Raw genomic sequence first — 25,691 nt, forward strand, 5'->3', positions numbered from 1 at the left:
TTTTAACCCTCCTCAATTTGGTTTCCTAAAGAGACTAAAACACAAAGTTGCTTTAAGCAACCATATTTTTTATTATCATCAGCATGACTAGAAAAAACTTTACCCAATTGAATTGCTCAATTGCGCAATGCCTTGCGACAGTAGGTGATACTTGGTCGTTTCTTATCCTTCGTGATTGTTTCAGAGGGGCAAAGCGATTCTCTGAATTTGAAAGTAACTTAGGTATTGCAAAAAACATCCTAAGAAATAGGCTTCACGATTTAGTCATGCATGGTGTTTTAGAGAAGATCGAAGCTGGCAAAACGGGAAGTCGACACGAGTATGCCTTGAGTGAAAAAGGAGCGTCACTACTTCCTGTGTTGGTGGCTATGTATCAGTGGTCAGAAGATTGGATTGAAGAAGAATACCGAAGTTCTTTCAATTTATGTGATAGTGAAAGCAAGCAACCGATTAAGAAGATTGAACTGCAAAGTCAAAATAATAGAGTGTTAGGTGTTAATGAAATTTTACCAATACCTAAGTGAGTATGCGGTGAATAACCAGCAAGATGTTTGAGCAATTCTGTTCTTGTGAAACTCACTTTGGGGCATAAACGAGTTCCACCCCCCCCCAACGTCTAAAACACAAATAACAACTTATAAGCTAATTAAAAAGCCCGCTATTAGCGGGCTTTTTTTGGTTATAGTTCAGGGCATCGGCTAACCGTTTAAAGTAACGGTATCAGGGAACCAGTGCGACCACACCATCCAGAATAAGCCGTTATGAGTAGGTAACTGTTCTCCATTTCCATCAACTAAGTAGGCAAAGTCATGTTCGCTATTGTATTTAATGCTTAGGGTTTGGCCGTTCACTTCGAAGGTTTCACCAGCAAAAGTACGCGCGTCATCAATGCTAAAAGCAAACTGGAAGTCTCCACCATCGTAACCATAAATCAGCTCTTTTTGGTTGTAGCGTTTATCGTCTAGGCGCAGTGTAGGAAATGCCGCTTCATCTTCTCTCGTTTTATCAAATTGAACATCTAAAGCATCTTGAAAAGCGGTATTGATCATTTTGTCTAGTAAACGGTCATAGTGGTAAATAAACACCTGGCCATTAGGGTATAACTCACGTGCTGCAGCCCACGACATTAAAGTATTTGGAACTTGTTTTGGTTTGTGGTCTGTAAACTCCGATTCCATAGTAATTTGTTGAAGAAAAACATCGTTTTTGGTGTCTTTAAAAATCAGATTGTTATGTGTTTGAATCGATACGTTTAAGTCAGACTCGCCCAAACCATAGTCTGCTTCAATCACTACCGGCAAGTTCGACAAGCCACAAAAGGTCATAGTGTAGTCGGTGCCGTCTACGTTCCAACCTGCAATATGGGGAATTTGTAAGTGCTCACGTGGGAACATGCGAACATCATCACCAACTTGCACCACATACATTACTTGGTCATCAGGTAACACGGTATCGGCGTAACTTACGTCGTAATATTCAGCATTATGCTGCTTTGATGGAAACACCGTTTGAGTAGCGTAGTTACTGCACCAAATACCCAGCGCAACTAGGCCTGAACACACCGCCATAATTGAACGAGGCCAAATTTGGGCTCTACGATTAAGCACAACTAAACCAATCATCATGAGTATATTGATTACCGCCACTAGTACTCGATGCTCTAACAGCCAAATTACTACAGCCCTGTCGGTGCCAAACTTTTGCCCCGGTTCGGTTACCCCCACTGCAGAGCCGACACTGACAATAACAATCAACAAGGCCAAGCTATAAAAAAGTGCTTTTAAGGTTGTTCTATTCATGTGTATTACCTTTAGTTAGGAATCAAATGCCAATATCACAAGCCCACTAATTTGCTTTGCTACAGCCCCACCACGTTTACTTATCGCCGAAGGCTTAACTTGCTTGAGATTGGCTAAATTCTGGACTCCCTACTAATCTGAGAGCCCGCGCAATTAGCACCCTGCTAATTCATGCAACAAAGCTTATCGAGAGAGTTAAACAAGAGTAAGTAGCAGCAGCGGGAAGCATTATTTCGAAGAATGGAACAATAAACCCAGTAACTTACTCCGCTACTGAGTAACAACGAGTAAGACACTGTGCCAACGCTGTCAAAATTTTTACTCTGAGTTAAATCCAACTATTCGCCCCACTTTTTCACTCTTGAGCACCTTCAAGGGTTGAACGCACAGGCGATAGTTTTTGAATAACTCAGGAGGTACAAATGAAAGAATTTAAACCCTGGTATATTGCACAAATGTCCAATGGGGTTGTGCAATGGGTAGGCTTAGCGCTATTAGTTACACCATTGATTATTGAGCGGACAGGCAGCGGCACGTTAATGGGCTCGGTCATGTCGCTCATTGGCATTTTTGGCATTAGCGCGCCACTTATTGGCTGGCTGGCCGACAAATATTCTATTCATCGACAGCTACAAAAAGTAGCGCTGTTTTCTCATCTACTGTCGCTAATACTGCTCTACTTTGCGACAACCCAAAGCTACATGTATTTACTGGTTGGATTAAGTATTGGCATAGGCACCGTGTCTCAGCTGGTGTTAAACCCCACTTTTGTGATCAATTCTCTGCCTGCCAATCAGCATAGCAGGGGCTTAAGCCGCTTATTTCAGTTTCAGTTTTTGGGCATTGTTATCGCAGGTACATTACTAGGTTTAGTGAGCCTCTTGAATTGGACCAGCGAACAACAACTCATCTTGATGATGGCTTTAGTTAGCATTTCTATAGTCACTGTATTTATAGCTCCACCACCTAAGGTGATTTTAGACAATCAAGAGCACGAACAAGCTGATGAACTAAGCAGTAAGCCCGCTTTTTCCCATCGAGAAAAGGCAGCCTTTTGCGCTTTTTTAGCCACGATTTTTCTCTCGATGCTTACCTCTACCAATTTAATGGAAACCGGCCCGCTGATTATTAAGCAGGTATTTTCTGTAGATTTAGGCCACTCAGCTTTTGGTTTAGCAGCCTCAGCAGTTCTCACCATCGCCTTACTAGAACCTGCTGGACGTTGGGCTGAAAAAAGTGGGCCTTACGTAGTGTGGATAACCGGACTCTGTTGCTATGCGATTACTGCTATTGGTTTATGGCTGGCTGTGGGAACACAGATACCTAGCGCAATACCTGTTCTGTTGATTGTATTGCTGATGCAAGCAATCTCATGGTTTGACATGGTGATTCCCGCCATAGCTGAACAGCTAAGTCCATTTTCTCCGGCACTAACCCAAGGTGTTTTATTGTTTGCCATGTCTTTTGGTTTTGGTACTGGAGCACTTATAGCTGGCGAGCTCATCGACAGCGACGGCTTTGTAGCGGTTGTAGATTTTTGCGCTATTAGCATGCTAATTACTTTAGCCATTGCAGTGCTTACCTTAGGCCTAAAACCGCGCTCAAATTAAAGCATTTGCTATGTCCTTAATGAACTAAGTGACATAGCATAAACTTGTTCGTTTTCCCGTCTCAAGGTAATGTGATTAAACAATATCCGCTTCCAATAGAATTGTTTTATCAGTTAACGGTTCTTATAGTTAACCTAGATCTTTTAACGCCAGTACTTGCCAGCATATTAATGCTGTTAGCAAAAAAATCAGTTAAGGAGCAGTAATGACTACAGAATTCATACCACCAAAAGTTTGGACTATGGACAGCGAAAGTGGTGGTCAGTGGGCAAGCATTAATCGGCCCGATTCAGGCGCACGGCATGAGAAAGCCCTTGCTGTGGGCGCCAACCCTTTGCAGTTGCATTCGCTAGCTACGCCAAATGGACAAAAAGTAACGATTATGCTGGAAGAATTACTGGCACTAGGCGTTAAAGAGGCAGAGTACGACGCCTACTTAATTAACATTGGTGAAGGCGACCAATTTTCCTCTGGCTTTGTGGATATTAATCCTAATTCCAAAATTCCGGCTTTAAGCGACCATTCTGGTGACACGCCTATTCGGGTATTTGAGTCGGGCGCTATTTTGCTCTACTTGGCCGAAAAGTTTGGCCACCTGCTGCCTAAAGACCTAGCCACTCGTACCGAAACCATGAACTGGCTATTTTGGTTACAAGGTTCTGCTCCGTATTTAGGTGGCGGCTTTGGACATTTTTATGCGTACGCGCCAGAAAAATACGAATACCCAATTAATCGCTTCACCATGGAAACCAAACGCCAGCTCGACGTATTGGATAAACGCCTCGCCAATAATCAGTATTTAGGTGGCAGCGAATATAGCATCGCTGATATTGCTACATGGCCTTGGTATGGCAACGTTGTGCTTAACACGGTTTATGAAGCGGCAGAGTTTTTAGACGCAGCAAGCTACACCAACGTAATGCGCTGGGCTAAAGAGGTAGAGCAACGCCCTGCTGTGCAACGTGGCCGTATTGTTAATCGGGTATGGGGTGAAGAATGGGAGCAATTAGCCGAGCGCCACAACGCCGCAGATATTGATGCGGTATTAAGTAAAAAGCCTTAAGCCCAACTACCCAATAAAAAAGCACCCAAGGGTGCTTTTTCTGTTACCGAGATAAAACTGGCTTAATAATCTAGCGCCCATGCAAGAGCACTCGCATTGCCGATTAGGCTTTACGCTTACGAGAAACACCCAATCCGCATAAAGCCAAACCTAGCATCAATATTGAAGCAGGCTCTGGAACTGTTGCAGGTTCAACAATTGATACTTCTGAGCCGAAGCCAACAACATTGGTTGGCGCATATGTACCAAAACGCTGGCTACCGTCAGAGAAAATAGCCAAGGCAGTCGCACCAAAAAACTGATCGCCATTCAAGCCAACTGCATCAGGAGCATTCAAGAAATCAGTATCTACACCAAAGGTAAAAAACTCACCCGCGTCAAAATCAGTAAACGAGATGGTTAAAATGCTCGAGCCATTCAAGGCATTGTTGGTAGGGAAAATATGACCTACTGAAGAAGAGGCGCCTAAAGTAATTGGACTGCTGCTCAAACCAGGGCTCGTATCGGTTGAGTCAAAGAAAGCACCAATTGGGCTTAAGTCCCAAGTAATAGAGGTGATTTTCTCACCCTCTGTAGAATCGTTAAAAAACTGAAAAGCATTGTTGCTAGAAAAGGTGGTCCCCTCAATGATCAATCCGCTTGAAATTGGGGTGGCTTGTGCTGCAGCGCTAAATAAAAGCACGCTGACTAAACTAATTAACTTTTTCAAAGTCTGTCCTTAAGTTTTGAAAGTGGAAGTTAGTTGACTAAATTGTCACTCCGGCTTCCATAAGCACAAATTAGACCAGTCTAGTAACCAATTGATATTTATAAAAATATTTTATTGCGAAAATTGTATTCAGTTCTAAGATGTAAAATAAACTGACAGTTCCATCAAATAAAATCACTTTAAGTTCATAAGCTTAACTAAAGTATTTAGGCCTAAGCCCCTAAAGCAGGCTATTTGTTTGCAACAGCTTACTAACTACAAGTTTTCGCTATTTACCTAAAGTATTAAAGCCCAGTGCACTCAGGTAAACTTGCTGCAAAATAGCCTATTTAACAACAAAATCTAGCTTGTCATATTCAACTAAGCACTTCAGCCTTTAGGGCATCAATATGCGCAGGCCCTATTGGCCGCACACCAGAAGGATTTAAAGCCTTAATCGAATAATATCCGCGAGTAATATGGTCGATACTCACCGTCTCAGCCACACCAGGAATGGCTAATATTCGTGGCATGTAAGCTGACAACAAAGGGTAATCAGCTATTTGTTTGCGATTAGTTTTAAAGAGGCCGTAATAGGCGACATCGAAACGTATTAACGTTACAAAGGTGCGAATGTCGGTTTCGGTAAGCGTGTCCCCGATTAAATATTGTTGCTTTACTAGCCTCCGCTCCAGTTCCTCTAATACTTCAAATACCCCGTTTACCGCCTCTTCGTAAGCAGCTTGCGACTGAGTAAAGCCAGCTTTATAAACGCCGTTATTAAACTGGTGATAAATTCGCGTATTTAGGGCATCAATCTCTTCACTATGTTGCTCTGGATAAAGCCGAATTTTAGAGGGTACTAACTCTTCAAAGGCGCTATCGAACATGCGCAGAATGTCGGCGCTTTCGTTATTCACTATTACATTTTTCTGCATATCCCAGAGCACTGGCACGGTAGCTCTTCCGGTAAAGTTAGGATCAGCCTGAGTATAAATTTGGTGTAGGTAATTCGCAGAGAACAACGGGTCTTGATCTGCACCTTGGTAGCCTCCAAAACGCCAACCTTGCGGGGTTAAACTAGGGTTAAGCACCGTAACAGGGATTAGCGCTTCTAAGCCTTTTAGCTTACGTGCAATCAGCGTGCGCGATGCCCAAGGGCAAATTAAGGCCACGTATAATCTGTAACGTCCAGCTTCCGCTTTGAAGCCACCCTCGCCAGTTGGACCAGGGCTGCCGTCGGCGGTGATCCAATGGCGGAATCCGGAAGTTTGCCTTACAAAACGCCCTTGTTCATCCACTTTTTGTAAAGGCTGCCAGTCTTCCGTCCATACTCCATTTACTAACATAAGTGACTCCTGTTTAAACTTGATGAAAAACAAATGAGCGCATGGATAATGCGCCAAGATCAAAACCTTCGCTTACCATGCTTAGGTAATCGTTATTGTTAGCTGCGCCGGCAACCACAATAGCCGGTATATAGTGCTCTAAACTTGGGTTAGCCATGCGCATTAAACCGCCCATGACTGCTGGGTTGACTAAGTCAGAAAAATTTCGTTGCGCTAAGCGTTTAGCAAAAAACGCATCAAACTCTTCTGCCCAGTCATAAGGTTGGGAGGTGTGCCTTAGCGCCGCTAGATTATGTACAACATTGCCCGAGCCAATAATCATCACGCCTTGACGACGCAACTCTGACAAGCTGCGACCTAGGGCGAAGTGCCAGCTCAAGTTTTGTGACACGTCGATAGAGAGCTGAAATACTGGAACATCTGCTGCTGGATACATCCATTTCAATACCGACCAAGCGCCATGATCAAGCCCCCAACTGCTATCGGTTTGAAGTTGATGATCACTTAACAGCTCAGTGAGCTGCTGCGCCAACAAGGGGTTACCACTGGCTGGATAGCGCTGGGCAAATAAAGCCTCTGGAAAGCCGTAAAAATCGTGAATGGTTTTAGGCTTGGCGGAACTATCTACTAGGCTTACTCCGGGTGTCATCCAGTGAGCGGAAATCATCAATATTGCCTGCGGCCTAGTTAAAGCTTGCCCAAGCTGCAACCAACTTTGAGTAAAGCAATTCTCCTCTAGGGCATTCATCGGATTGCCATGGCCAATAAACACCACCGGCATGGGTGGCGTTGTCGCTTTATCGCCAAGAATATTTAAGCCTTGCTGAATCGCCATCTCGCCTCTTTCTTCCTTCGGCCCAGTGCCATTTGGCTTGAGCGAAGCATTAAACGGTAATGCAGCAATTATCAGCCTAAGAGATTCACCTCACAATGGAGAAGATATAGAATAACTATCTCCAATTTGTTCTTAATAGGTAATTAGCATGGACTTGATTGACGGCTTAAAGGCATTTGTTGCTACGGCGCAAACCGGTTCATTTACCGAAGCGGCAAAACGCTTAGGCGTATCCAACCGGCTCACCTCAAAATACGTCGCGGAATTAGAAACCAAGCTTGGCGCTCGCCTGTTGCAACGCACTACAAGAAAAGTGGGGCTTACACCTTCTGGTCAGCAGTTACTCAATCGGGCCCCAGCCCTGTTGGACGAACTTGATGATTTGCTGGCGAGCATTAATGAGGAAGCAACAAGCTTACATGGTACGTTGCGCATCGCTGCGCCAGTGACTCTGGGCGAAATCTACATACAAGGTTTAGTGAGTCGTTTCGCCGCTATCCATCCTGAGCTAAGCATCGACTTGCGCTTAAGCGATCAGCATGCCGATCTAGCAAGCGATGGTTTCGACCTCGCTTTTCGCGTTGGCACTCCCGACGTTTCTACTTTAAAAGCACGCAAGCTATTTGAATTTACCAGCCATTTGGTGGCCTCACCCGGCTACTTAACACTTAAAGGCACTCCGCTTAGCCCCGATGATTTAGATACTCACACTTGCATCATCGACACCAATAGGCGCAACGCCAATCGTTGGGTCTTTCAGCAAAATGGCCAAGAATATGCCTTTCACCCTTCTAGAAACCTGATGGTAAATAGTGCCAATATTGCTCGAGATTGGGCAGCAGAGGGCTGCGGTGTGGCACTGTGTCCAAACTTCGTTTTACATAAACAGTTGAGTGAAGGAAAACTGGTGCGGCTGCTGGAAGACTATCAACTGCCAATGCATCCTCTGTATGCCGTTTACTTAGAAGGTAATGTGCTGCCTCGTAAGGTAAGAGCACTGATAGATTTTGCACTTGAAGATGTGCAGAACAACGATATTGTCACCCTCCCCGCGGCTTAGCGCAGAGAGAGTAACGATTTTAGATTAACTAAACCAATGACGAGTGCGATTGGCAAACCATACCAAAGAGAGCATTACCGGCACTTCAACCAATACACCAACTACGGTGGCTAGCGCAGCTCCAGAGTGCAAACCAAATAGTGATATGGCAACCGCTACTGCTAACTCAAAAAAGTTAGAGGTACCAATCATGCAAGCTGGAGCAGCAATGTTATGTGGCAAACGCATGCGTTTGGCTAACCAATAAGCCAGAGCAAAAATGCCATAGGTTTGAATAAGCAAAGGAATAGCGATAAGAACAATGGCTTCAGGCTTGGCTAATATTGTTTCCGATTGAAAGCCAAACAACAGCACTACGGTAGCCAGCAAACCAATAATCGACCAAGGCTTCATGGTAGCTAAAAACTGATTTAGCCTTGAATGGTCATTCTTTTTATCTAGCTTTTTACGGGTAATTGCCCCTGCTATAAGTGGCACTAATACGTACAATACCACCGATATTAACAAGGTATTCCAAGGCACCGTGATATCACTCACCCCAAGCAAAAAGCCGGCTATTGGCGCAAAGGCAAAGATCATAATTACGTCGTTAATCGAAACCTGCACTAAGGTATAATTAGCGTCGCCTTTGGTCAGCTGGCTCCATACAAATACCATCGCGGTACACGGTGCTACGCCAAGCAAGATCATGCCAGCGATATATTCTGTCGCGGTGCTTGGGTCTACCCAATCGGCAAATATACCTTTAAAAAACAACCAGCCTAGCAGCGCCATGCTAAAGGGTTTAATCAGCCAATTAATCACAATGGTAAGTAGCAAACCTTTTGGTTTTTTACCCACATCTTTAATCGATGAGAAATCAATTTGCACCATCATTGGGTAAATCATTAGCCAAATAAGTAAGGCAATCACCAAATTAACATGTGCAAACTCAAGGCCAGCTACTACCGCAAATACCTCAGGCACAAGGCTGCCCGCAGCAATGCCAACAACAATGGCTAAACCTACCCATACTGTTAAATATCGTTCAAATAATCCCATTTTGTTACCTTCTTCCCCAGCTAGCTGTGTGGGTGGGTTCTGTGATTAATTCACTAACAAAGCTGTTGTTTATTCGCTTCAAAGCGCGCTAACTCTGCTTGGTAGTAGTCTTTGTTATTGGCTTGAGTCTCGCGTAACACCCGTTCGGCCCAGCTTGGTAATTCAGGGTGTAATTGGTAATACACCCATTTGCCGCGCCGCTGATCGAGCAATACTTGGCATTTGCGTAACTGCGCTAAATGTCGAGAAGTCTTTGGTTGGTCGAGCTGCAAGGCTTGCATCAAATCGCATACACAGGCCTCACCAGCCTCGGCAATAATCATCAAGGCTTTTAGGCGAACATCATCAGCGAGGCATTTATAAAATAATTGAGGATTCATCATTCACATGCATTTATTTACATATGTATAATTTTGCATATGTTTATTTTTTTGTCAACGTTAAAACAAAAAAACCGAGCCTAGTAGCTCGGTGAAAACAACTAAAGTTGTGCTTAAGTAGTTAAAGTTAACTACCTAGTTGATGGGCAGTTAATATTGCCGACAGTACCGATTGAGCGGTAACAGGGAACGGCATGTTGTGAATGGTTTCGCCCTCTGCGCACGATGCTTCGGCTACGCAAAGCAACTTGTCGCGATCAATCTCTTTAACTCCCATATCGTGCAGGTTAGTAGGCAAACCAATTGATTTACAGAACGCGATCACCTGATTAATTTCCTCTAAAGGTGCATTCTCCAACACCAATTGAGTGAGCGTACCAAAAGCAACCTTTTCGCCGTGTAGTAAATGGTGACACTCTTCAAGCTTGGTTAATCCATTATGAATAGCGTGCGCTGCAGCTAAGCCTGAGCTTTCAAAGCCAATGCCACTTAAATAGGTATTAGCTTCAATAATGTTTTCGACGGCTTTAGTGCTTACTTTGTTCTCTACGGCCACTTTGGCTTTCAGGCCATCGGCCATTAAAGTCTCAAAACATAACTTAGCCAAAGCCTGTGCAGCGCGAGTTGGCGCGCCGCCTGCCATGGTTGTTTTACCCGAGGTCATATTGGCGCGCGCTTCAAACCAAGTAGACAAGGCATCACCCATGCCGGCAACAATTAAGCGCACTGGTGCAGCGGCAATAATAGCGGTGTCCATAATCACCATATTGGGATTAGAAGGAAATAGTAAGTACTCGCTAAACTCACCTTCTGGGGTGTAAATAACCGCTAAAGCACTGGTAGGTGCGTCGGTAGAAGCAATGGTTGGCACTATCACCACTGGCAACTTGCAATAATAAGCAACAGCCTTGGCGGTATCTAGCGTTTTGCCGCCACCAATACCAATTATCACATCCGCTTTTACCGAATCAGTTTTGTCGATTAAACGGTTAATTTCTTCTCGTGAACACTCGCCATTAAAAGTATCAAATTCAACAAGCTGTTCGTTAAAACTCGCTTCAACAGTGCCTTTGGTTAAGCCCATTACAAAATCATCGGCAATCACTAATGGCTGCATACCATAAGTAGCAACATACTCACCAATGTTAGCTAATGCTCCTTCGCCCTGAATGTATTTGCTGGGTGAAATAATAATCTTGTCCATGTTCATCTCCCTACTTCGATAATGATTCAAATACTTTTTCAACAGCGAATGCACCAGGGTCTTTTACCCCATTTAAGGTGTCGCTGTTTAAATAAGACGAGCGCCCAGCGTTTGCTTTAGTCATCGTTAGCGTGCTCTCTGCCCCTGCTTTTGCCGCCAGTACTCCAGCAGCAAAACCATCTTTCTTCCAAGCTTCAAAAGCCGGGAATAAAGCATCGATCATGGTTCTATCGCCTACTGCAGCGCCGCCGTAATGCATCATTCTGGCTAAGCCAGCTTGCAGGGCAGCTACTAAATCATCACTGACAGCTAACTCTCGACCAGCAGCGGTAAAGAAAATAGACAGCAATACACCCGATGAGCCGCCCATTACCGTAGTTAACTGTTGGCCAATCACGGTCATCAGCAGCGCAGGCTCGTTTAAAGGCAATTGATTAGCGTCTAATTCGGCAAGCACCTTACGTGCGCCAGAGGCAAAGGTTGAACCGGTATCTCCATCGCCCACAATGGCATCGAGATGGTTTAGTGCACTTTCGCTATCGATAATGGTGTTACACACGGTGCGTAAAGCGCTGGCCACTTCTTCATTTTGCGAAGCGTCAAATTTAACGGTCGAAGACAGTGACTCACAGGGAGTGAACGCTAAAGGCTGCTTAGCGCTAACGCCAGGCCATGCACTTGTTTGGCTATCAGCAAACAAGGCGGCACGTTTAAGCTCGTCGAGCTTTAACATTGAGATAGAGAAGCCTTTCATATCGATGGCGGTCATCAGCGGTGCGGGGCCAATAAAATATTCGGCATTTTCACCCAGCGCAGACTCAACAACATCTTTTGCTACTACGTTCATCTCAATAGGTGATAGGCCGCCTAAGTTGTTAATAAGCACAGCGTGGCTATCGCTAGGGCAAGCGGTTAATAGCTTATCCGACATAATGCGCACCAGTTCTTTACACTGGCTTAGGTCAATGGTTTCTATGCCTGCTTCACCATGAATCCCCAAACCTAACTCAGCTTTACCTTTTGCAATACGCTCTTCGCTGTTGTCACTGGGTAAGGTGCAACTTTGTAAGGCAATGCCAATGCTTGCCGTTGCATCAATGGTGTGTTGTGCGGCTTTGGTTACGGCGGCTAGATCTTCGCCTTGCTCGGCGACATAACCGGCAACTTTATGCACAAATAAAGTGCCAGCAATACCACGAGGTTTAGGGTTATCCGGAATGGAGATGTCATCACTTACAATTACCATCTCTACATTGCGGCCCATTTCTTTGGCTTTCTCGCAAGCAAGCCCAAAGTTAAGTCGATCGCCAGTATAATTCTTAATAATCACCAAGCAGCCAGCGTCGCCGGTAACATGCAATATTGCGTTAAGCACTGCGTCTACACTTGGGGCGGCAAACAAATCACCACACACCGCTGCGGTTAACATGCCCTTGCCAACAAAACCGGCATGAGCAGGTTCGTGGCCCGAGCCACCGCCACATATAATTGCCACTTTGTCTTTACGCCAATCTGATCGGGCAATAACTTTAATGTCATTGCCAAAATCTAAACGGCTAAGGTTATTGTGTTGTTGGGTATATAAGGTTCCATCAATCGAGTCATTTACCCACGATTCTCTGTCATTAATCACTAAATCGGCCATGTAAAAAAACCTCCGTTATTTACTGCTAGTTACTAACTTCTTTAATGCATTTGCTAGTGCCTTGTTGTTTAATTCGCGTTTCCTATTGTGCTTACACTGTGCAACAAAGCATGCGTAGCAAAACCCACCTCGTTGACTTTGTATAGCCATGAACACAAAATGGAAACGTTTACATATAAAAACAAGAAAACACTGTATTTAGCTTTTAAGGCATAGTGGAGCAAGTAATAAAGAAGCCGCAGCTAAAACGCCACAACTGCTAAGCAGTGCGTTAATAACAGTGACAACTCTATAACAGCTACATTTGGGGTTTAAAAACCAACCAATTGGCAGTGCAACATTTCTGCTGTTAATGTGTTCCTCTATAAAAAATAAATCAAGAGAACAAGTGTAAACGTTTACAAAAATGAGAGATCGAACAAAAATTACATTCCAAACTTGGTATTAAAGGCCTGAACTTTCAAAGTGAACAAGCAGCTGAAGCAAGTACAGCTTTAACGGCCATCTTAGCTGGCTATTGGAAAGTTTGAGCTTATCGTATGAGGCGAATACAAGCTAATCCAGCGAGGCGTTTTCTAACAGGAAGTCTACCAATACCCGGATCCTCTTGGCCTTTTGGCTATTCTGCGAAAAATAGATATACAGTGCAGGCACATCATGCCAATAGGGTTTAAGTATAGGAACCAAATCACCACTGCTAAAATGTTTCGCAACTAATGGGGCTAAGAAGCGACCAATGCCTAAGCCGGCTATCGCGGCATCTACACATATATCGGTATCATTCACAATTAAGGCGGTTGGCATTTCAACCTCAATACTCGCGCCATCCTGCTTTAGCTTAAGTGTGGCCAAGCGATTAGATGCTCCAAAGCGATACTTGATTAATTTATGTTTATCAAGATCTTGAGGGCTAGAAGGCAAGCCATATTTGCTTAAGTAGGCAGGCGAGGCAAATAGCGCTTCTGGTACTGCTGCAGTTAATTGGCGAGCCACTACCCCCTCCTCAATTAAGCTACCAAAACGTATCCCTACATCGATGCCTTCTTTAATGATATTAATCGAAGTATCCGACACAGATATTTCCAGCTCTATGTCTGGATAACGTTGGCAAAATGCTGCTAAATTGGGCCGTAAAATACATTGATAAACAAAGCGTGGAACGGTAATGCTCACCTTACCTGAGGGTGCATGAGACAGATCATGAACGCCCTCAAGGGCATAATCCAAACTAGCTATGGCGTCTGCTGTATTCTCTAGTAAAAATTTGCCAGCTTCGGTCAAACTAACTTGCCGAGTAGAACGGCTAAACAAAGGCACCCCCAGCTTGCTCTCTAAAAGCTTTAAAGACTGACTCACCGACGGCGCAGCCATCTCTAACTTTCTGGCAGCACCACGAATACTGCCTTCGTTGGCGATGCTATGAAAAATAACCAGCTGATTGTAGCTTGCTCCCTTCATCATTAATTCCAGCAAACAATTGTTAGGTAAACACTAACAGTTTAAGAGCGAATGCTCACCTACTACTTAGCAATAAGAATTTTACAATAACTCTATTCACTGCCTATCAAGTACTCAATCTGGAGCGAACATGAGCAAAGTTGTTGTCATTTCTGGTCACCCCAATTTAGAAGAATCGTGGACCAACAAAACCATCTTAAAAAAACTAAGCACAAGTATTGAAAACCTTGATGTACGCCGCTTAGATAGCCTATACCCCGACTACAATATTGATGTAGCAGCAGAGCAAGCAGCCTTACTGGACGCAGATATTATCATCTTGCAATACCCTTACTACTGGTACTCGGTACCTGCCCTACTTAAGAAATGGATTGATGATGTATTTTCGTTCAATTTCGCCTACGGCCCAGAAGGGGATAAACTAAAGAACAAACACTTTTTGTTATCTTTTACCGTGGGCGGACCTGAAGAGTCATATGATCCACTTGGCTACAACCACTTCACTATCGAGCAGCTAGCCTACCCTTTGCAACAAACCTGCTATCTAGCGGGAATGAATTATCTCGCGCCAATCTATACTCATCGCATGGTATACATTCCGGGGGTTTACAATACTCAGGAAGAGGTTGAACAACGTGCTAATCAACATGGTGAACGCCTGATCAGCAAAATTGAGCAATTAAGCAATTCATTAGAAGTAAAGTTCGAGCAGTTTGTTAAACAATGGTTTGCGCAATTTGATCAACTCCCTCAAGACAACAGCTATTTCCTGCAACATCTTGCAAATGACTTTGAACTAAGCGACCCAATAGGCAGCTATCAAGGAATAGCGGGCTTTAACGATTGGTATAACACCCTCCTTAAAACCTTTAAACCGGGCGTATTACATTTAATTGAACAAGTTAATTTCATTGCTACAACTAAACAGCAATATCAAGCAGAAATAAGAGTTCGCGCTCAAGGTGAGCTAGTAAGCGGTGAACATATAAATCAATTGTTCAACGAACGCTGGACGGTCTCACTTAACTCAAAGGGCAATTTTGCCATCCACAGCTATCATGTCGCTGCGGTATAAGCCAACACATCAAGGAGAACACTCATGAATAAGCATTTAATTAAGGCATTGTTATTAGCCAGTTTTATTGGGTCCTTTAGCAATGTCCATGCTGCCAATATATCAACCGTAGAGCCGCAGACAGTAGTAGATGCAGAGGCAATTAACAATCCCAATTTATGGCCAAAGCCCGCCAATCCTGTTGCAAAAAGCTCAGAAAATAGTGAAGCACTAAAAGTGGTGCAAGGTTTCTTTAAAGCCTATGGACAAGGTGATACAGAAGGCTTGAAAAAGTTTGTCGCCGAAGATGTTGAATGGCACATTCCTGGCCATCATGCATTGGCGGGAACAAAACGAGGCATTGAGGCATTTATGTCATTCTTCCAACAGCTTGGCAAAGCTGGGTTCGCCGCAGAAGTGATGATTTTAGCTGCCAACGATACCTATGTGATTGACGCTCACCGAGGCTGGAGCTCAACAGCCAACGACAATATAGACCTAAACTGGATCCTGCTTTACCAAATTGAGAACGGTAAAATTAAACGGGTGCAAAACTTCTCAGGCGATGTCTACCAATCAGATCGCTTCTTCAATAAGTTTGCAGCCTCAAATAAACAGTGACGGGTTCAAGCTATCTATCTTGAACCAGCTCCATTTAAGCTTTCTTCACCAGCAAGTTTACGCTAACTGTGTTGCTGCTTGAGAAACTGGCCAGGCGTCATAGAAAACTGATTTTTAAAGGCTTTAGTGAAATGGGATTGGTCATTAAAGCCTAGCTCCAGCCCCACTGTCGCGATATTGTCGTGACCACTACTCAGCATTAACTTTGCTTGTTCTAAACGTTTGCTCATCAAGTATTGATAGGGTGTTATACCCACCAGCTTCTTAAATTCACGAAGAAAATAGAACTTGCTACAGTTCAACAACTCGGCCAGCTCATCTACCGTAATATTAGTGCCAATATTTTCCACTATATAACGATCAATTTTCTCGACCTGTAATTGTTCAAACTTTGATGCCGTCAACTGACTATTCATTAGGTCGTTATAATTAGAATAGTTTTTCACATAACTTGTCGCCAGCAGGGAAATAAGGTGTTTTATATATGCACTACCATTGCGCCCCTTTGCTTGAGCTTCCAACAAGAACAGCTCAATGATTAATTTAATCGACTCATCTAGCACATTGTAATTGTTCAAAAACTGTAGTTGCTTGCCATTTAAATTAAGTGGGCAATTAGCTAAAAACTCTTTCTCTTCAATAGCCAAAATAACAAAATAACAGGGCTCAGAAATGCTATGAGTAAACGGAGTATGTGGAGGATTAATCCAAATATCGCCGGGGCTGGTTTTAAGCGAAGTAAAACGACCATCCTTTTCTGCACTCCAATTTAGATCTTTGTCTAAGGCTAAAGCGAAATAAAAGTAAGGGGTATATACATGTTGCGGATAAAAGTGTGGTGAACTGCCCTTTTCTAAAACTACACCTGGCCAATCAAGAGCATGATTAGAAAACTCGATATCTAAAGCTTGCCCGCAATCAGATAATGCATTTGAATCAAAGTCATAAAACTTCAATTGCGATTTCATTTCACTCTCCCAAGTAACAGGCTGATTTGCCAACCCACAAGCAATGCAAAAAACCTTAACGGACATTCTAGTTTAAGGTCAACCAGCCTTTCTCAAGCGCCTGCAATAAAGTACCAAAACCCAAGCAGCAATCTTCAATAAGGCTAAAGCTACAAACAATACACTTATCCCGTCTTAGCAAAGGGAAGTCTTTGCCCGTATCAAAATTAGCAAAGTAAGGACACCAGATGTTTAAAAAATACCTAACGTTTGCGCTACTAGCACTATCTAGCAGCGCTTTCTCAAGCTCTGAAAGCACAAGTAACAAACACAACTTGGAGAACACCACAATGCAAGCTATAAACTTAACTACCCGCGTAGGAAACCTAGCCGCCAACCTTTACCTTCCAACAGCGGTAAAAAATCCTCCTGTTGTAATTGTTACCGGCGCTTGGACCAGCGTAAAAGAGCAAATGCCAGCAGTATATGCACAAGCCCTAGCGCAACAAGGTTACGCGGCACTTACCTTTGATTTTAGAGGCTGGGGTCAATCGAGCGACACAACTCGCTTCCTCGAAGACCCACGCCGTAAAACTGAAGATATACGAGCGGTAATTGACGCGGTATCTCAGCTAGAACAAGTGGACACAAGCCGCATTGCTGGGCTAGGAATTTGTGCATCAGCTGGTTACATGCTCGACGCAGTAGCAGGCAACAACAAGGTATCTAGCGTTGCTGTAGTTGCTCCTTGGTTGCATAACGTGGCAATGGCCACCCAAATTTACGGCGGAGCGGAAAGCGTTGAAGGCCTATTGGCTGCAGCAAAAACCGCTCAACAGGCCGAGCAGCCGGTATATATAGAAGCCGCTAGCAGCACAAACCCCAACTCATTAATGTATCAAGCGCCTTATTACACAGAAATCGATCGCGGACTGATTGCCGAATACGACAACCAATTTAACGTGGCTTCTTGGGATGGTTGGCTAAACTACAATGCTCAGCTTAGTGCCAGCTTGCTTAAGCAACCTACGCTAATGGTCGCCTCTGAAGCCATGGCTCTGCCTGCTGGTGCCCATATGTACCTAAACAATGCTGGTAGCAATGTAAGCGCTACTTGGTTAGATGGCGTTTCTCAATTTGATTTCTACGACCAACCCGCTGCTGTAAACAACGCAGTAGAAGCAATTGCTCAACACTTCAGCACAAACCTATAAGGAGGCTGCAATGAAATTGATTAAGCTTCTGATAATCAGTATTGGAGTACTTTCCATGACAGTAAACGCTAGCACTTTAAGTCAAGATGAAGCTCAGATCCGCAGCAACATTAATAGCTATGCGGCGCTAGCTGACCAAGCAGCCTTTGAATACTTAGGTCGCTTATTTGCACCAGAGGTAAGCCTTGACTATACCTCATTGTTTGGTGGTGAAGTTCAACAAATCAATCGTGAAGAACTAATGATGCAATGGGCAGGCTTTCTTCCTGGATTTGATACTACTTTCCACCAGATCAGCAATCATAGGGTTACAGTGAACGATAACAGCGCCAATGCTCGCGTCGATTTTACAGCGAGCCACTGGCTAGGCTCAGATGGTTTTTGGCAAATATCAGGCGAGTATGTATTCACCTTGCAACGAGTGCAAAACAACTGGGAAATAAGCTCGGTGCAGTTAATCAGCAAGCAAGAAACCGGCAGCAGAGAGGTGCTAGCCAAAGCCCCCGAGCAAGCGAACGCAAAGCTTATTAAGCGTAACCAAGCTAGAGTTAGCTTCCAGTAAATTGAGTTGTCGGTCAACTTCAATGCTAATAAGCAAGCTCTGCTAGCAGGGCTTGCTTATTTACAGGCTTAACATTACAAAAACATCACTAACGCCGAGGTGTTCCGGGGCGCTGCTTCGTTTGCCAATCAGGGGCTATCCAAGAGCTTACCGTTGAAGGAGCAAGCGGTGGTTTTCCTAAAACAGAGTCCGCTATTTTCTCGGCCACCATAATGGTAGGGGCGTTAAGATTACCATTAGGAATAGTAGGAAATACTGAGGAATCAACCACCCGTAAGCCAGTAATGCCTTTTACTTGGCACTGGCTATTTACCACGGCCATTGGGTCATCATCAGCACCCATTTTACAACTGCACGAAGGGTGATAAGCACTTTCTACATTTTGCCTTACCCACGCATCTATCGCTTCATCGCTGTTAATATTAGCGCCGGGTTGAATCTCTTCGTCGCGATAATCATCCATGGCTGGTTGCGCCAAAATCTCTCGACTTAAACGAATACAGTCACGCCAGTCTTGCTTGTCTTGCTCGGTGCTAATGTAGTTAAACTGAATATTAGGTTTGGCGTGAGGATCGGCCGAGCTAATCCACACTCGCCCTCGGCTTTGGGGTTTATTAGGCCCAACATGAACCTGAAAACCATGCCCACTAAAAGCAGCTTGGCCGTCGTAACGCATCGCGGCGGGTAAAAAGTGATATTGAATATTCGGCCATTTCAGTCCAGCCCGCGAGCGAATAAACGCGCAAGATTCAAAATGATTAGTCGCGCCTAAACCGTCTTTTCGCAATAGCCAACGCGCGCCAATCAAGCCTTTGCTAATTAGCCCTAACTTACTGTTAAGGGTTATCGGCTGGCGACAAGCATATTGAAAATACACTTCTAAGTGATCTTGCAGGTTTTCCCCTACACCTGGCAAATCTTGCACCAGCTCAACACCTGTATCTTTTAATACAGCTTTGGGCCCAATGCCCGACAACTGCAATAACTGCGGCGAACCGATAGAGCCTGCAGCCAGCAGCACTTCTTTGTTGGTAAACAGCTTTTCTACTTGGCCAGCTCGCTCAATTTCTACCCCAATGGCATGTTGGTCTTTAATTAGTACCTTGCGGGTAAGCACACCTTTTAGCAAGGTGAGGTTGCTGCGCTTAAGGGCTCGGCGTAAATAAGCATTTGATGTTGAAGCGCGCACGCCTTTGTCTACGGTCATATGCATGGGACCAAACCCCTCTTGCTGGTAACCGTTGTAATCACTGGTTGTTGGGTAACCTGCTTGCTGGCCAGCATCGATAAAGGCTTGGTAAAGCGGGTTCAAGCTCATATTATTACCGCCACAGGTAGCCAGTGGGCCATCGCCCCCTCGGTAATCATCGGCACCATCTATCCATGACTCAGCCCGGCGAAAATAGGGCAAACATTCTTGGTAACTCCACCCCTGTGCGCCCTGCTCTGCCCATTCATCAAAGTCGCAAGCATGACCACGCACATACACCATGCCATTAATCGAAGAACTGCCACCAAGCACTCGCCCTCTTGGGCAATGCAAACGGCGATTATCAATACCCGACTCTGGCTGGCTTTCAAACTGCCATGCATACTTTTTGCTATTCATGGGGTAAGACAAAGCAGTAGGCATTTGAATAAATATACTTTTGTCGCTGCCGCCCGCCTCAAGCAATAAAACCGTATGTTTACCACAAGCACTTAAGCGGTCGGCTAATACACAACCCGCCGAGCCTGCGCCAACAATAATGTAATCGTAATTGGTGTTCATCTTATTCCCTGTTTGGCCAAACTAGCCTAAGCAGTGATTAGTGCTGAATGGCTTATTCGTAAGGGCTTTCTAAGTCACCTAACTCGATCATTACACTTTTGTTTTGGGTGTAGTGATTAAGCGTTTCTATGCCATTCTCTCGGCCGATGCCCGACTGTTTATAACCGCCTACGGGCATTTCTGCTGGCGAGCCGCCCCAGGTATTTACCCAGCAAATGCCGGCTTCTATTTGTGCAATAACCCGATGAGCACGCGATAAGTTTTGGGTGAACAAACCCGCCGCCAAACCATACTCGGTAGCGTTAGCACGCTTAATCACTTCTTCCTCATCACTAAAACGAAGAATCGACATTACCGGGCCAAAAATTTCATGCTTAACTTGCGGCATATCGTCACTACAATCAGCAAAAATGGTGGGCTGCACAAAGTAACCTTTATCTAAGCCGTTGGCCGTTTCACGCTGGCCACCACATAGTAAACGTGCGCCAGAAGCTTTTGCTGCTTCAATAAAGCCCAGCACCTTCTCTAAATGCTCGTGTGAGATAAGCGCGCCAATTTGTGTCTCCATATCACTTGGGTCCCCCACCTTTAGCTTGCGCGTTCGGTAAGTTATTTGCGCTACAAACTCATCGTAAATTGCATCATGCACAAACACCCGTGTACCGTGAGTACATACTTCACCTTGGGTATAAAAGTTAGCTAGCATAGCTGCCGACACCGCGTTATTTAGCTTGGCATCGTCAAATACGATGAGAGGTGACTTACCACCCAGCTCCATAGTGATGTCTTTGAGTGTGCCAGCTGCATCGGCCATAACCTTTTTGCCAGTACCAGATTCACCAGTAAAAGAGACCTTGGCGATATCAGGATGGCGCGACAGCATTTGCCCAACTAGGTAATCACCTTGCACCACGTTAAATACACCTTCAGGCACGCCAGCCTCGCTAAAGATCTCTGCCAATTTGAGTACAGACAAAGGCGTTTCTTCCGAAGGTTTAAACACCATGGCGTTGCCTGCCGCTATGGCAGGGGCAGATTTCCACATAGCAATTTGAATGGGGTAGTTCCACGCGCCTATTCCGGCACATACACCCAAGGGTTCGCGGCGCGTATAAAAAAACTGACCGTGGCCTAGATCTTGTTGCTGGCCTTGTATAGCCGCCGCCAAACCGGCGTAATACTCAATTACATCGGCACCAGTAACAATATCTACCGCTATCGCTTCTTGAATCGGCTTGCCAGTGTCTTTCACTTCTAACTCTGCCAGCTCGTCGTTACGTTCGCGTAATATGGCCACCGCTCGCATCATAATGCGGCCTCGCTCAGCGCCACTCATAGCCGACCACACTTTAAAGCCCTGCTGCGCAGAGGCCACAGCGCGATCTACATCCTCTGCAGAGGCTTGGCTAATTTGTGCTAACACTTCGCCAGTGGCAGGGTTAGTCGTGATAAATGTATCCGCCGAAGAGCCTTCAAGGGCTTCACCATGGATATAAAGAGACTTCATTGTCATCAAAATGCCTTAGTAATTAGCTGTTGTTGCTTAGTTAAAACTTAGCCTAAATAGGGGGCGAGCTGTTTTTCTAGGTAATCTGCTACCAGCTTTTGCGCATAATCAGCAGAAATACCCTCGGGATTAAGTGCCCCGCGTAGCCAAATACCGTCGATAAGTGCCGCTATACCTTGGGCAACAAAAGCGGCTTGTTCGGCAGGTAAAATGTGTTTGAGCTCAAAACGAAGGTGTGACAATAAGCGGCGCTCATTCACACGTTGCAAGCGATGTAAATCTTGGTCGTGCATGGCCTGCGCCCAAAATGCTAGCCAGGTTTTAACTACCTTGCCTTCTACTTGGTAGCCATCAAAATTGGCAGCAACAATCGCCTTAACCCTCGCCATTACATCGTTGGGCTCAACCGCTTGCAAATGTGCAATGGAAGCAGCAGACAACTTACGTAACACAGTACGCATAGTTTCTTCTAATAAGCCGTGTTTACCACCAAAATAATGATGAATAATGCCCGAAGACACACCTGCTTTTTTACTAATTAAAGTCACGCTTGCGCCCGACAAACCTACTTCGTTTATCACCGCCATAGTAGCTTCTACCAGCTGCGGTTTACGTATTTCAGGCATCCCTACCTTTGGCATAAGTATCACTCAAATTTTTATTAATTGAACGTCCAATTAAAAATAAACTACAGCATTTCGAAGGTAAGTTAAAGATTAATCAGAATCGTTTCTGAGATATGAGTTGAGGGAAGATGTTAAGAAGAAGGCGACAATTAGCTATTTAAATTAAGCAAACCTACGCCTTTATTCATTGAAGCTATATTTGATGCAAATATCTTATACAGTCTTTTTCATCGGCAGACGTCCAACCACTTTCCATTGATTGAATTAAGTAGCTTTTTAAAGATTGATGAAGAGATAAAGCTTGCTTTACCAGCGGGAAGTCACCACTTTTTACCAATTTGGTGTAGTACATTGCAACATCGTCAGCATCAGTTGAATACTTGTCATTTAACTCAACAAAAACACTGAACACTTTATCGAGTTCGTAAGAACACTCTTTCACTAAGGCTGAAGCCATTTGACTTTCTTTAGTAGAGAAAGCATTCGTGAACCTTGGGATAAATGCTTTAGCAAAATCTCCGTCAGGTCCAGCTAACTCAACATACACTTGATCAGAAAGAACTGAACCCAATACACCACCAACGACAACTCCAATTGCCACTCCAATAGGTCCACACCATATGCCTGCTACAGCTCCACCTGCAGCACCGCCAGCGAAACCACCACCAACGTTAGCCGCCTCCCTGCCAGTAGCTTTGAGCTTATTGCTGGCATTACTAATGTTATATACAGCTATACAAGCAGATAGCACCCAAAGAGCGCGCCCCGCTCTGCCTAAGTTGTTCGCTCTCACACTAACTTTAGGGTTGGCTCTTCCTGCACTAGACACGATATTCTTGTAGATAGTTGCAGCTTCAGGCTCAGTTAAATCACTAAAAGCTTTTCCAAAATGCTTATTCGAATATTTATTTAACAGCGTTTCAAGATCTAGCCCCCTAGCCTTAAGCTTTACTACCTTTGCTCGGCCGATATCGCTTGTTTTACTTCGAGCAAAATCCATAATCTCATTCCGCATCTGGTTTGCTGATAACGCTGCTTGCTTTGGTGTAATATGCCCTGATTTGTATGCAGCCTTCAACTCTGTTGCCATGGACTTAGTTTGAGCCATGTATAGAACACGCACTTTTGAATCATTAATAAAGCGGCTACCAAAGTTAATCGCTGCAACCTCCATTTGCTGGATACAGCTCTCGATATCTTTATCGTTTAAATAAGCATCCATTCTTAATGCCTTACTTCGAAATAGTTAAGTAGCTAGCCTCAAATTTATTTGAGTAATGACAGCCAGCTTGAGGAAAGAAACGAGAAAAACGCAATTTCTTTTGATTTTCTATGGTTACTTGGTGAAAAACGCCTTGCCAAAACTCAAATTGAATCAAGTTATCTTTAGCTACAACATCCTTTAGAACACCGGGGGTGTATGGTTTATACAACTCAACTTGCTCAACGAGCTTTAAGTCTTTATCAACTAAACTTATGTGTAGCGTTTCCTCATAAGGCGAATCATCGCTAGTCAACCAAAGAGTACCAATTGCTGGAACGCTAAAACCATGTTCCACAACAACACCTCTTAGGCTAATCTTTTCGCTGGTATCAGATAAAGAAACAACTAAGTTGTCATCTCCAACATCAACGATGAAATCCTTTATCTCTTCCATGTGTACAGTGTTTCCCTTCATACAATATAAAACTCAATCATCAGAAGATAATTAGAGCCCAATAACAATGCTACGAGTACATAGGGATATTACCACTAGTAACACAACAATCAATAAAGTAATTTCAGATTCAGTAAAGCAAATAATCGCATTTACCGTTAGTAGATAAGGCTACCTTGTCCGCTTGTTACTTTTAGCACTCCTGCCAGAGCTTTTCCCACTGCGGCTTCCTCGCCCTTTCGATTTACCTTTGTAATCCGCAACGGGGTCTGGCTCAAAATTGCCATATACATCGTCGTCATCGCAAGGCGGTTCTGGCTGTTTTTGAGTAGGAGCAAAGCGCGGGATAACATCCAATGTAAACTGGCGGCCAATGAGTCGTTCTATTGCCTTTAGCTGTTTAGACTCGTCTTCACTAAACAATGAAATCGCCAAGCCAGAGGCTCCTGCACGCCCGGTGCGGCCAATACGATGCACGTAGTCCTCTGCAACATAAGGTAAATCAACATTAATCACACATGGCAGTTGACTAACATCAATGCCACGTGAGGCGATATCGGTAGCCACCAGCACTTTTATGCTGCCACCTTTAAAGCCCTCTAAGGCATTGGTTCGCGCATGTTGGGTACGGTTTGCATGAATAGAAGCAGCGGTAATCCCCGCATTCGCTAACTGAGAGACCAAAGTATCGGCACCGCGTTTAGTGCGACTAAACACCAGCACTTGCGGCCATTTATGCTTTTTAAGCAGGTGGATTAACAAGGCGTTTTTACGTGCTTTATCTACCGGATGAATACGTTGTTTAACCGTATCAACGGTGCTATTTACTGCGGTTACTTCAATAAGCTTGGGGTTATTAAGCATGCCCCTGGCTAGTGCCTTAATCGGTTGAGAAAAGGTGGCAGAGAACAGTAAAGTTTGGCGCTGTTTAGGCAGTAAGCTTTGAATACTGCGAATATCGTCGATAAAGCCTAAATCTAACATCCGGTCTGCTTCATCAAGCACTAAAATCTCAAGCTGCTCAAACTTAACAGCCTGTTGTTTATAAAGATCAAGCAATCTACCCGGTGTTGCCACCAGCACGTCTACTCCATCTCGCAGCTGAGCGATTTGCGGCTCAATCCTCACCCCACCAAATACCGCAGCAGTGCAAATGTTCATATTGCTGCTGTAGTTTTTAACACTTTCGGCAACTTGTGCAGCCAGCTCTCGAGTTGGGGCAATCACTAATGCCCGCACCGCTAAGGCCTGCGGCTTGTTCCCACCCACTAACAGCTGCACCATTGGCAAGGTAAAAGCGGCCGTTTTACCGGTGCCAGTTTGTGCTGCCGCCATAACATCACGCTGGCTTAACACAGCTGGAATCGCTTCAAGCTGTATTGGAGACGGCGTGGCATACCCCTGCTCTGCAACGGCTTTTAGCAAAGCATCACACAAACCTAACGCACTAAACGACATAAACAAGCCTTATAAAACAAGGTGCTTTAATAAAAGCACTGTAATACTGGGAGTAAATACTCACCAGCTAAGCGGCTTAGTGTAACCGCCAAGGCCTTAAATACCACGCTAAAACCGTCGCCTTTATCGCAAGTAAATATA

Annotated in this window: 24 protein-coding genes; 8 read left to right on the forward strand and 16 right to left on the reverse strand. The window is 44.5% G+C overall.

Features of this window, described 5'->3' with window-relative positions; genetic code table 11:
• The first annotated feature begins 83 nt into the window (after positions 1-83).
• A complete protein-coding gene (locus OV592_RS17210) occupies positions 84-524 on the forward strand; it encodes a winged helix-turn-helix transcriptional regulator (protein WP_406609444.1) in 441 nt (146 codons plus the stop codon).
• A gap of 174 nt (positions 525-698) precedes the next feature.
• On the opposite strand, the gene OV592_RS17215 is transcribed toward OV592_RS17210, so the two are convergent.
• Positions 699-1,799, reverse strand: coding sequence for a DUF3179 domain-containing (seleno)protein (locus OV592_RS17215; protein ID WP_406609445.1), 1,101 nt, complete (start codon positions 1,797-1,799; stop codon positions 699-701).
• 422 nt (positions 1,800-2,221) lie between these two features.
• On the opposite strand from OV592_RS17215, the gene OV592_RS17220 reads away from it, so the two are divergent.
• Positions 2,222-3,409 carry an MFS transporter gene (locus OV592_RS17220; protein ID WP_406609446.1) on the forward strand — a complete coding sequence of 396 codons (1,188 nt, stop codon included), beginning with the start codon at positions 2,222-2,224 and terminating at the stop codon, positions 3,407-3,409.
• Positions 3,410-3,614: 205 nt separating this feature from the next.
• A complete protein-coding gene (yghU, locus tag OV592_RS17225) occupies positions 3,615-4,472 on the forward strand; it encodes a glutathione-dependent disulfide-bond oxidoreductase (RefSeq protein WP_406609447.1) in 858 nt (285 codons plus the stop codon).
• A gap of 103 nt (positions 4,473-4,575) precedes the next feature.
• On the opposite strand, the gene OV592_RS17230 is transcribed toward yghU, so the two are convergent.
• The 3 genes from OV592_RS17230 to ygiD all read right to left on the reverse strand — a co-directional run bounded on the left by OV592_RS17230 (position 4,576) and on the right by ygiD (position 7,344).
• The gene (locus OV592_RS17230; RefSeq protein WP_406609448.1) at positions 4,576-5,181 is read right to left on the reverse strand and encodes a PEP-CTERM sorting domain-containing protein; all 606 of its coding nucleotides are present in this window, start codon (positions 5,179-5,181) and stop codon (positions 4,576-4,578) included.
• Between the two features lie 356 nt (positions 5,182-5,537).
• Entirely contained in the window at positions 5,538-6,509 is a 972-nt protein-coding gene (locus tag OV592_RS17235; protein ID WP_406609449.1) for a glutathione S-transferase family protein, read from the reverse strand.
• Positions 6,510-6,522: 13 nt separating this feature from the next.
• Positions 6,523-7,344, reverse strand: coding sequence for a 4,5-DOPA dioxygenase extradiol (ygiD, locus tag OV592_RS17240; protein WP_406609450.1), 822 nt, complete (start codon positions 7,342-7,344; stop codon positions 6,523-6,525).
• 148 nt (positions 7,345-7,492) lie between these two features.
• Between ygiD and OV592_RS17245 the strand changes: the two genes are divergently transcribed.
• A complete protein-coding gene (locus OV592_RS17245) occupies positions 7,493-8,404 on the forward strand; it encodes a LysR substrate-binding domain-containing protein (RefSeq protein WP_406609451.1) in 912 nt (303 codons plus the stop codon).
• Between the two features lie 24 nt (positions 8,405-8,428).
• Here the strand turns inward: OV592_RS17245 and arsB are convergent, their stop codons facing one another.
• The 5 genes from arsB to OV592_RS17270 form a co-directional block, all read right to left on the reverse strand.
• Positions 8,429-9,445, reverse strand: coding sequence for an ACR3 family arsenite efflux transporter (gene arsB / locus OV592_RS17250; protein ID WP_406609452.1), 1,017 nt, complete (start codon positions 9,443-9,445; stop codon positions 8,429-8,431).
• A gap of 53 nt (positions 9,446-9,498) precedes the next feature.
• Positions 9,499-9,825, reverse strand: coding sequence for a metalloregulator ArsR/SmtB family transcription factor (locus OV592_RS17255; protein WP_016400497.1), 327 nt, complete (start codon positions 9,823-9,825; stop codon positions 9,499-9,501).
• 127 nt (positions 9,826-9,952) lie between these two features.
• The gene (locus OV592_RS17260) at positions 9,953-11,029 is read right to left on the reverse strand and encodes a glycerol dehydrogenase (protein WP_406609453.1); all 1,077 of its coding nucleotides are present in this window, start codon (positions 11,027-11,029) and stop codon (positions 9,953-9,955) included.
• A gap of 10 nt (positions 11,030-11,039) precedes the next feature.
• Positions 11,040-12,674 carry a dihydroxyacetone kinase subunit DhaK gene (locus OV592_RS17265; RefSeq protein ID WP_406609454.1) on the reverse strand — a complete coding sequence of 545 codons (1,635 nt, stop codon included), beginning with the start codon at positions 12,672-12,674 and terminating at the stop codon, positions 11,040-11,042.
• A 555-nt stretch (positions 12,675-13,229) separates the two neighbouring features.
• The gene (locus OV592_RS17270; RefSeq protein ID WP_406609455.1) at positions 13,230-14,135 is read right to left on the reverse strand and encodes a LysR substrate-binding domain-containing protein; all 906 of its coding nucleotides are present in this window, start codon (positions 14,133-14,135) and stop codon (positions 13,230-13,232) included.
• A gap of 127 nt (positions 14,136-14,262) precedes the next feature.
• Between OV592_RS17270 and OV592_RS17275 the strand changes: the two genes are divergently transcribed.
• Together OV592_RS17275 and OV592_RS17280 are read left to right on the forward strand one after the other, a co-directional pair.
• A complete protein-coding gene (locus tag OV592_RS17275; protein WP_406609456.1) occupies positions 14,263-15,207 on the forward strand; it encodes an NAD(P)H-dependent oxidoreductase in 945 nt (314 codons plus the stop codon).
• Between the two features lie 24 nt (positions 15,208-15,231).
• Positions 15,232-15,807 (forward strand): nuclear transport factor 2 family protein, encoded by a 576-nt coding sequence (locus tag OV592_RS17280; RefSeq protein ID WP_406609457.1) that lies wholly within the window; start codon positions 15,232-15,234, stop codon positions 15,805-15,807.
• Between the two features lie 62 nt (positions 15,808-15,869).
• Here OV592_RS17280 and OV592_RS17285 read toward each other — a convergent pair whose 3' ends face one another.
• Positions 15,870-16,775 (reverse strand): helix-turn-helix transcriptional regulator, encoded by a 906-nt coding sequence (locus tag OV592_RS17285; protein WP_406609458.1) that lies wholly within the window; start codon positions 16,773-16,775, stop codon positions 15,870-15,872.
• A 227-nt stretch (positions 16,776-17,002) separates the two neighbouring features.
• Here OV592_RS17285 and OV592_RS17290 point away from each other — a divergent pair, with 227 nt between their 5' ends.
• Together OV592_RS17290 and OV592_RS17295 are read left to right on the forward strand one after the other, a co-directional pair.
• A complete protein-coding gene (locus tag OV592_RS17290) occupies positions 17,003-17,968 on the forward strand; it encodes an alpha/beta hydrolase (protein WP_406609459.1) in 966 nt (321 codons plus the stop codon).
• A 10-nt stretch (positions 17,969-17,978) separates the two neighbouring features.
• The gene (locus OV592_RS17295) at positions 17,979-18,530 is read left to right on the forward strand and encodes a nuclear transport factor 2 family protein (RefSeq protein WP_406609460.1); all 552 of its coding nucleotides are present in this window, start codon (positions 17,979-17,981) and stop codon (positions 18,528-18,530) included.
• Positions 18,531-18,618: 88 nt separating this feature from the next.
• Here the strand turns inward: OV592_RS17295 and betA are convergent, their stop codons facing one another.
• The 6 genes from betA to OV592_RS17325 all read right to left on the reverse strand — a co-directional run bounded on the left by betA (position 18,619) and on the right by OV592_RS17325 (position 25,550).
• Positions 18,619-20,301 carry a choline dehydrogenase gene (gene betA, locus OV592_RS17300; RefSeq protein WP_406609461.1) on the reverse strand — a complete coding sequence of 561 codons (1,683 nt, stop codon included), beginning with the start codon at positions 20,299-20,301 and terminating at the stop codon, positions 18,619-18,621.
• Between the two features lie 52 nt (positions 20,302-20,353).
• Positions 20,354-21,808: a betaine-aldehyde dehydrogenase gene (betB, locus tag OV592_RS17305; protein ID WP_406611442.1), complete on the reverse strand. Its 1,455-nt coding sequence runs from the start codon at positions 21,806-21,808 to the stop codon at positions 20,354-20,356.
• A gap of 47 nt (positions 21,809-21,855) precedes the next feature.
• Complete coding sequence (betI, locus tag OV592_RS17310) at positions 21,856-22,449, reverse strand: transcriptional regulator BetI (RefSeq protein ID WP_040306845.1); 594 nt, start codon at positions 22,447-22,449, stop codon at positions 21,856-21,858.
• Positions 22,450-22,627: 178 nt separating this feature from the next.
• Positions 22,628-23,656 (reverse strand): hypothetical protein, encoded by a 1,029-nt coding sequence (locus OV592_RS17315; RefSeq protein WP_406609462.1) that lies wholly within the window; start codon positions 23,654-23,656, stop codon positions 22,628-22,630.
• Positions 23,657-23,666: 10 nt separating this feature from the next.
• Complete coding sequence (locus OV592_RS17320; RefSeq protein ID WP_406609463.1) at positions 23,667-24,092, reverse strand: hypothetical protein; 426 nt, start codon at positions 24,090-24,092, stop codon at positions 23,667-23,669.
• Between the two features lie 171 nt (positions 24,093-24,263).
• Complete coding sequence (locus OV592_RS17325) at positions 24,264-25,550, reverse strand: DEAD/DEAH box helicase (protein ID WP_406609464.1); 1,287 nt, start codon at positions 25,548-25,550, stop codon at positions 24,264-24,266.
• Positions 25,551-25,691: the final 141 nt, after the last annotated feature.

Source organism: Agarivorans sp. JK6 (assembly GCF_045277145.1).
Taxonomy (GTDB): Bacteria; Pseudomonadota; Gammaproteobacteria; order Enterobacterales; family Celerinatantimonadaceae; genus Agarivorans; species Agarivorans albus.